Here is a 6,963-nt window from a genome sequence, read left to right as displayed (position 1 = left end):
CTATCTCAGCATTATAGTCACTATTTATACTAGTGCGATTAAGTTCCTTTTTTATAGCTCTTTCACTATAGCCAATTTTATTGGCTATTTGAGATGTTTGGTATCCTAATTTAAGTAATTCTTCTATACAATATCTATTTGAAAGAGTTAAGTGCTTTGGCATTTTTTAGTTCCTTATCGTTTATTTTAGTTTCGTCAAAACCTAATAAACTATATTTGGAACTCTCTTTCAACTATTTAAAACTTTCAGAATACAATCTAGCTTTTATAAAATTCTTTTTCTATGTAACCAAATCCATATCAGTGGAATTGCTATAATTATAATATCCGCCACAACCAAAATCATTGTGTATTGGAAGACATTTTTAACATGTGAGAAGCTTGGTGGGAATAGCCCAAGTATAAAGCCTAACATACACATAAATATTGCAACTAATGACATAGTTACGAGTAGCCAATTAGAGTTTCTTCTACCTACATGAAATACTCGATGAGTATGTGGTTGTGTAAATCTAAGTCTAATAGCCGCGGCAAAAACCATTATCCACATAACTACAGTAAACTGTGATGTAATAGCAATTAATAATGCGAATGCTGCATATACTGATGGCATTACTAAAAATACAGATGATAACACTAAAACTATCAGAATTTGTATTACAAGCATATTTACTGGCATACCAAATCTATTTTTACCAGCCATAATTTTTGAGAAAAGCTCCTGTTCTGCTGCTGTCTGCATACCACGAGCAGGCCTAACACCCATGTACTAAGAGCCGCTAACATACCCAAACCTATCATTATCACAACTACTGGCTTAACATTACCCAAGCCTATTATGTTTAATACTTGTGAGATACCCTGTATCAGACCATTTAAAACATTAACATCTTGTACAGGAATAATAATAGTTAAACCAACTGTTGTTAAAATAGTTAATGATACGATTATCAAAGTAGCTATTAATATTGATTTTGGAATATTTTTCTGAGGATTTTCGATATTCGTCATATGGAAAGCTACTGACTGAATACCAGAATATGATGACAATGTCTTGACCAAAAGAGCATAAGTACCTACAGAAAACACTGGTAAAAGATCACTAAATCCATGATATTCTAAATTACTTTGACCAGTAACTAATAGTATTCCTGGAATTATCATACCAAATACTGCACCAATAATATTTAGCACAACAACTTTTCGTAATGGTAAGCAGTTAAATAAACTTATAGCGATAAATACAGCCACCATTATTAACCAGAACGCTACACTTGTGTGAGTATTTTCAGCAAAACCTCTAAAGCCAATATATGAAGATGTCGCGATTAATGCTGTCACAGAACTTGGGAAACCTACCACATTATTAAACCACTCCAACCACATCGCAAGTACACCGGCTTTTTCACCAAGACCTGCTTTGACCCAGCTGAATACACCACCATTATTTTGCGTTATCATACTACTAAGCTCAGCACAGATAAGCGATGTTGGTAGTAGAAATGTAACTGCAGCAATTAGATAAAAGAAAACACTCTGTAAACCTATTGTTTCCATATAAGCTATCGAACTTAAACTAATTATCGCTGAGATATTTAGCATTGTTAGCGATAGTGTCGAAATTTTTTTGTTAGATATATGCATAATTATAAATCCACCTTATATAAAATACTCTTGAACGCTTGGTCTTAAGTTATACTCACTAGCTAAAACCTTACCATAAGCTCCTGCTGAATATATTGCTAATAAGTCACCACGCTTTATTTTAGGAAGCTGATAATATTTTGCAAATACATCACTAGATTCACAGATAGGCCCAACTATATGATAATGTTGCTTTTCATTGACACTTTTCATCAATCAAAGCCTCAATCTTGTGTTGCGCTTGATACAATGCTGGTCTAATAAGCTCTGTCATACCTGCATCTATAATCGCAAAATGAGTATCTTGAGTCACTTTATTAAACAATACCTGTGATACAAGCACGCCTGACTGCCCTACTAATGATCTACCAAGCTCAAAATGTAGCTTAACATCATCACAATACTCAAAAAACTCTCTAAATCTAGCAAAATAGTTATCAAAGTCTACTATAGTATTCTGTTGTGGATTTTGATAATCAATCCCCAAACCACCACCAAAATTAATATGTTCAATATCAATATCATTTTGCTTGAGAAGTTTTATATGCTCATTTGTAGTAATAGCTAATGATTGAAAAACCTGATAATTCAATATCTGTGAACCTACGTGGTAATGTAGTCCTATAATAGTTATGTTACTAAGGCTTTGAAAATCATTTTTTAACCAATTAAGAATATCAGCAAAAGCAATTCCAAACTTATCATCAAATTGCCCTGTACTTATATAATGATGAGTCTGTGCATCTATATTTGGATTAACTCTCAGACAAATATTTACCTGTTTATTCTTCGAGGATGCTATTTCGTTAATGACTTCTATCTCTTCTAAAGACTCGCTATTAAAAGCAAAAATACTATTATCAATAGCTAACTCAATCTCCCAATCAGCTTTGCCTACCCCTGCAAAAACAATATGCTAAGGATCTACATTCTGCTCAAGTGCTCTTCTAATCTTGCCGCCACTTACACAATCAATCCCCATACCATATTTCTTAGCGATATCCACTATTCTTGGATGATGATTTGCCTTAATTGCATAATGAATTTCAGCATTTTTAAAATTTTTATCTAATGCCTTTTTTGCACTAGTAAATGTATCTTCTAAAAGTCTACTGTCATATATATAACATGGTGTCGTGAGTTTATGCTCTTTTATATAATTAGCTAGTCTTACTTTATCAAAAACTATATAGTTACTCATTTAATTATCCTTTTTAATATAAAATCGGCAACTGCCAATCATTTTGTACTTATTTATAAACATCTTGAGTTAATTGCACCAATATAGGATTTTTACTCATATCCAAATAAGACTGAACTCTCTAATATCATCCTCTGCCGTAGCAGTACATCCTTCTGTACCTGTCGTCGGAGACTTCCAGATATGCATAAAAATACAAGAGCCTTTTTTGGCTATCGCTGGATTAGTATTGTACAAAATCTCTATACCATATTTATAGATAGCAATCTCTGACATATTTTCAGCTGAGAGCCAATCTTTATCATCAATAAGATTACTATTAACTATCTAGTTATAGTATTTTGAATTACTATCATCAACACATTCGATTCCAGTTTTTAGCTGTACATATTTAACTGCTGAGATATTAGCAAATCCAAAAGTTTTACCAATATCGAAAATACCTGCTGGTGATTTACTATCGCCTTCTTTTTTTTAAGTCGGCATCTACTAGACTTTGATATAAACTATCTGCCCATGCTAAGCCATTCTTACCAACTACCACAGCAGTTGCTGATTTCTTAGCTAACCAATTATTTTGATTGTCTTTTTCAAAAAACCAAAGCTTCCCCGATACACTCTGCCAATTTGATGTGGTTACTACAATTAATTGCTTAGCCTTTGGTATTTTTTGTATACTTAGATTCTGACTAACCATTTTGTCCTCCTAAACTTCAATCAATGAAATAAATTTAAAGAATAAGAGGTTTTCGCTTAGTGTATGTTTTATGGTTTTTTGGTATTAATGAATAATTTATTTTGAAATAAAAGTTTGAAATATACATACACTATTCTCCTACTGTTAAAGGTTCCAAATACGACTCATAAAGTTATAACCAAATGACATACTCATGCTCTATTCCTTTTGGTTTAATTTAACGAAAAATATCATTTATCTGATTAGACTAAACAATAATCAATTTTTTGTAAAATATTTTTATATATGAAATTAGATTATTTGATTTTTATTAATAAAATATTATTATAAAATCATGTTAATTAAGCCAAGTTCGTTGTAAACTGATTTGGTAAAATGCAAACTTGTACATGTAGGATATTCTCTTATATGATTCATCATGAAAATTCATGATTGAGTCTACTTGTATATGAGAAATATTCTAAATAAATTTTCAAATCACAAAGGAGATGCATAAATGGATGCTCAAAAATATATTGATAGCGTAATCGCTAAAGTAGAAAAAAGAGATGGACATGAAAAAGAGTTCATTCAAGCTGTAAAAGAAGTTTTTTCTACTCTTAAGCCAGCATTAGAAAAAAACCCAAAGTTCATCGAAGAAAATATTCTAGAAAGAATCGTTGAGCCAGAAAGAGGAATTACATTTAGAGTTCCATGGATTGACAGAGATGGCAATGTTCAGGTTAATAGAGGTTACAGATATCAATTTAATGGTTCAATAGGTCCTTACAAAGGTGGTATTAGATTCCACCCTAGCGTATATTCTGGAATCATCAAATTCTTAGGTTTTGAGCAAATATTTAAAAACAGCTTAACTACTCTTCCTATGGGTGGTGGTAAAGGTGGTTCTGACTTCGATCCTAAAGGCAAAACTGATGCAGAAATCATGAACTTCTGCCAAAGTTTCATGACTGAATTACAACGCCATATCGGTCCAGATATCGATGTTCCTGCAGGTGATATCGGTGTTGGTGGTAGAGAAATTGGCTATATGTATGGTCAATACAGAAGAATCCGTGGAGCTTTTGAAAACGGTGTATTAACTGGTAAATCTCTAGAGTCAGGCGGTAGCTTAATTCGTCCTGAAGCTACAGGTTATGGCGCTGTTTTCTACTTACAAAACATGCTTAAACATGATGGTGAGACTATGCAAGGTAAAACTGTTATAGTTTCTGGTTATGGTAACGTATCTTGGGGTATATGTAAGAAAGTTGCTCAGTTAGGTGGTAAGGTTGTTACTATCTCTGGTTCAAAAGGTTTCGTACATGATCCAGCAGGTATCACTACAGAAGAAAAAATCGATTTCTTATTACAAATCCGTGAAGGCAAAGTTTCTATGCAAGATTATGCAGAGAAATTCGGTGCTACTTTCCATGCTGGTCAAAAGCCTTGGGGAGTTAAAGGAGATATCGCTATCCCTTCTGCTACTCAAAACGAGATCGATGTTGAAGATGCTCAGAAGCTTATCGATGCTGGTGTTAAATATGTTGTTGAAGCATCTAACATGCCTACAACTAATGAAGCTATCGAATTCCTAATGGAGAAAGGTGTAATTCTAGCTCCAGGTAAAGCTGCTAACGCTGGTGGTGTTGCTACTTCTGGTTTAGAAATGTGTCAAAACTCTGCTAGAATAGCTTGGACTGCTGAAGAAGTAGAAGCCAAGTTAGAGCAAATTATGGCTAATATCTTTGATGCTTGTAAATTCGCATCTGAGAAATATGGTCTTGGCTACAACTTAGTAGCTGGTGCAAACCTTGCAGGTTTTGAAAAAGTAGCTAATGCTATGATCCAACAAGGTAGATATTAATATCTAAGAATATATTACTTATATACTGCTAGTGACTATTCAATCACTGGCAAAATCTGCTAAAATCATTCTCTCAAAGTTCTTTCTTAGAAAACAAATTGATTAAACAAAATAATTTTACGACTAATAATTATCAGCATAAAATAAGAATGCTTGTATTGCTTTCATTCCCAATACTAATGGGTATGAGTATAGATTTATTTGCACCATCTTTACCTGGTATTAGTGCTTCTCTTAATACAACCGCTTCTATCTCAAAAATGGTGATATCTATATATCTGATAGGTTATGCTATAGGTAATCTTTTAATAGGTATTATTACTGACGGTATAGGTCGTAAAGTTCTACTTAGGACATCATGCGTACTATTTGTCATAGTTAGCTTATTACCTACTCTAATACCAAATGAATATGTATTGCTAGGCTCACGATTTTGTCAAGGATTTCTGATAGGATCCATGGGAGTTGTTACTCGAGGTATTTTTTCAGATATTCTGCCACCTGAAAAGCTTCTAAAACTTGGACCAACAATGGGATTTTTATGGGGATTAGGACCCATTGCAGGACCTATAATTGGAGGCTTCTTACAAGATGCTTTTGGTTGGAAATCTGGATTTTACTTCTTCAGTATCATAATAGCTTTGCTGACAATATTAGTTTTCATCTATATCCCAGAAACACTTAGTAAAAAATCAAAACTAAGTACAGCCAAAATCAAACAAGATATAACCGAAGTGATAACTAATAGAGAGTTTATGACTCTCTGTATAGCAATGGGAATAGCCTATTCACTTATCATTAGTTTCAATACCTTAGGCCCTTTTTTAATTCAAGATGTAATGGAATATTCAGCTGCATACTTTGGTAAATTAGCTATATCTTTAGGCTGTGCCTTTCTACCAGCACCGATACTTGGGCGTAAATTATTAGATCACTACTCTGTTGGTAAAATATTTTTTGTAGTTATCCATGCTAGATTGTATTCTCAATGTTTATAGAGATACCAAAATGTACTTCATTAGGTGTCAAGTAATTTAAACATTTCTTAGGTCTATTATTCAAGTCTATCTGTAACTTTCTAATGTATTGATGAGATATATTGTTAAAGTTAGTACCTTTAGATATAAATTGTCTGATATACCTATTCATGTTTTCATTAGTACCTCTTTGCCAAGGACTGTATGGATCAGCAAAGAATACTTTGATGCCAGTCTTGCTAGTTAGCTTCTTATGTTTAGCAAACTCTTTACCATTATCAAATGTAGCTGTTAATATTTTATGACCATTAGATACTTTGTACAATATTCTATTGATTGAATTAGCTGTTCTATCTATAGACTTGGCTAAAATAGTAAATCTGCTAGCTCTATCGACCATTGTTACAATAGCACTTTTATGGTCTTTACCAACAATAGTGTCACCTTCAAAGTGATAAAGATTTTTTCTATTATTAGCACTGCTAGGTCTTTCAGAAATACTCGCTCTATCCTTTATCTTAACTTGTTTAGAGTCACCTTCTTTTTTGTATTTATATTGTCTAGCTTTGAAAAATAATAAGTGTCTAAGCTTTAACTT

General features: G+C 32.9%; 4 protein-coding genes and 3 pseudogenes. 2 read left to right on the top strand and 5 right to left on the bottom strand.

The features are described 5' to 3' along the window. From F8C69_RS08035 to F8C69_RS08020, 4 genes and pseudogenes are all read right to left on the bottom strand, one after another. On the bottom strand, positions 1–163 hold a 163-nt coding region (locus F8C69_RS08035), incomplete at its 3' end, for a helix-turn-helix domain-containing protein (protein WP_159183823.1). Between the two features lie 102 nt (positions 164–265). Continuing rightward, positions 266–1,644: pseudogene (locus F8C69_RS08030) on the bottom strand (APC family permease). 15 nt (positions 1,645–1,659) lie between these two features. Continuing rightward, positions 1,660–2,845 (bottom strand): annotated as a pseudogene (gene lysA / locus F8C69_RS08025) (diaminopimelate decarboxylase). Between the two features lie 49 nt (positions 2,846–2,894). Further along, positions 2,895–3,542: pseudogene (locus tag F8C69_RS08020) on the bottom strand (L,D-transpeptidase family protein). A 496-nt stretch (positions 3,543–4,038) separates the two neighbouring features. On the opposite strand from F8C69_RS08020, the gene gdhA reads away from it, so the two are divergent. Beyond that, entirely contained in the window at positions 4,039–5,388 is a 1,350-nt protein-coding gene (gdhA, locus tag F8C69_RS08015; RefSeq protein WP_159184826.1) for an NADP-specific glutamate dehydrogenase, read from the top strand. A gap of 149 nt (positions 5,389–5,537) precedes the next feature. After that, the gene (locus F8C69_RS08010; protein WP_236352404.1) at positions 5,538–6,386 is read left to right on the top strand and encodes an MFS transporter; all 849 of its coding nucleotides are present in this window, start codon (positions 5,538–5,540) and stop codon (positions 6,384–6,386) included. Here F8C69_RS08010 and F8C69_RS08005 read toward each other — a convergent pair. Next, the coding region (locus tag F8C69_RS08005) for an IS30 family transposase (RefSeq protein ID WP_159183791.1) at positions 6,361–6,963 on the bottom strand (603 nt) is incomplete at its 5' end. The two genes, F8C69_RS08010 and F8C69_RS08005, sit on opposite strands and share 26 nt — an antisense overlap.

The organism is Francisella noatunensis subsp. noatunensis (assembly GCF_009823375.1).
Taxonomy (GTDB): Bacteria; Pseudomonadota; Gammaproteobacteria; order Francisellales; family Francisellaceae; genus Francisella; species Francisella noatunensis.
This window is presented reverse-complemented; position numbering and strand designations above follow the sequence as displayed.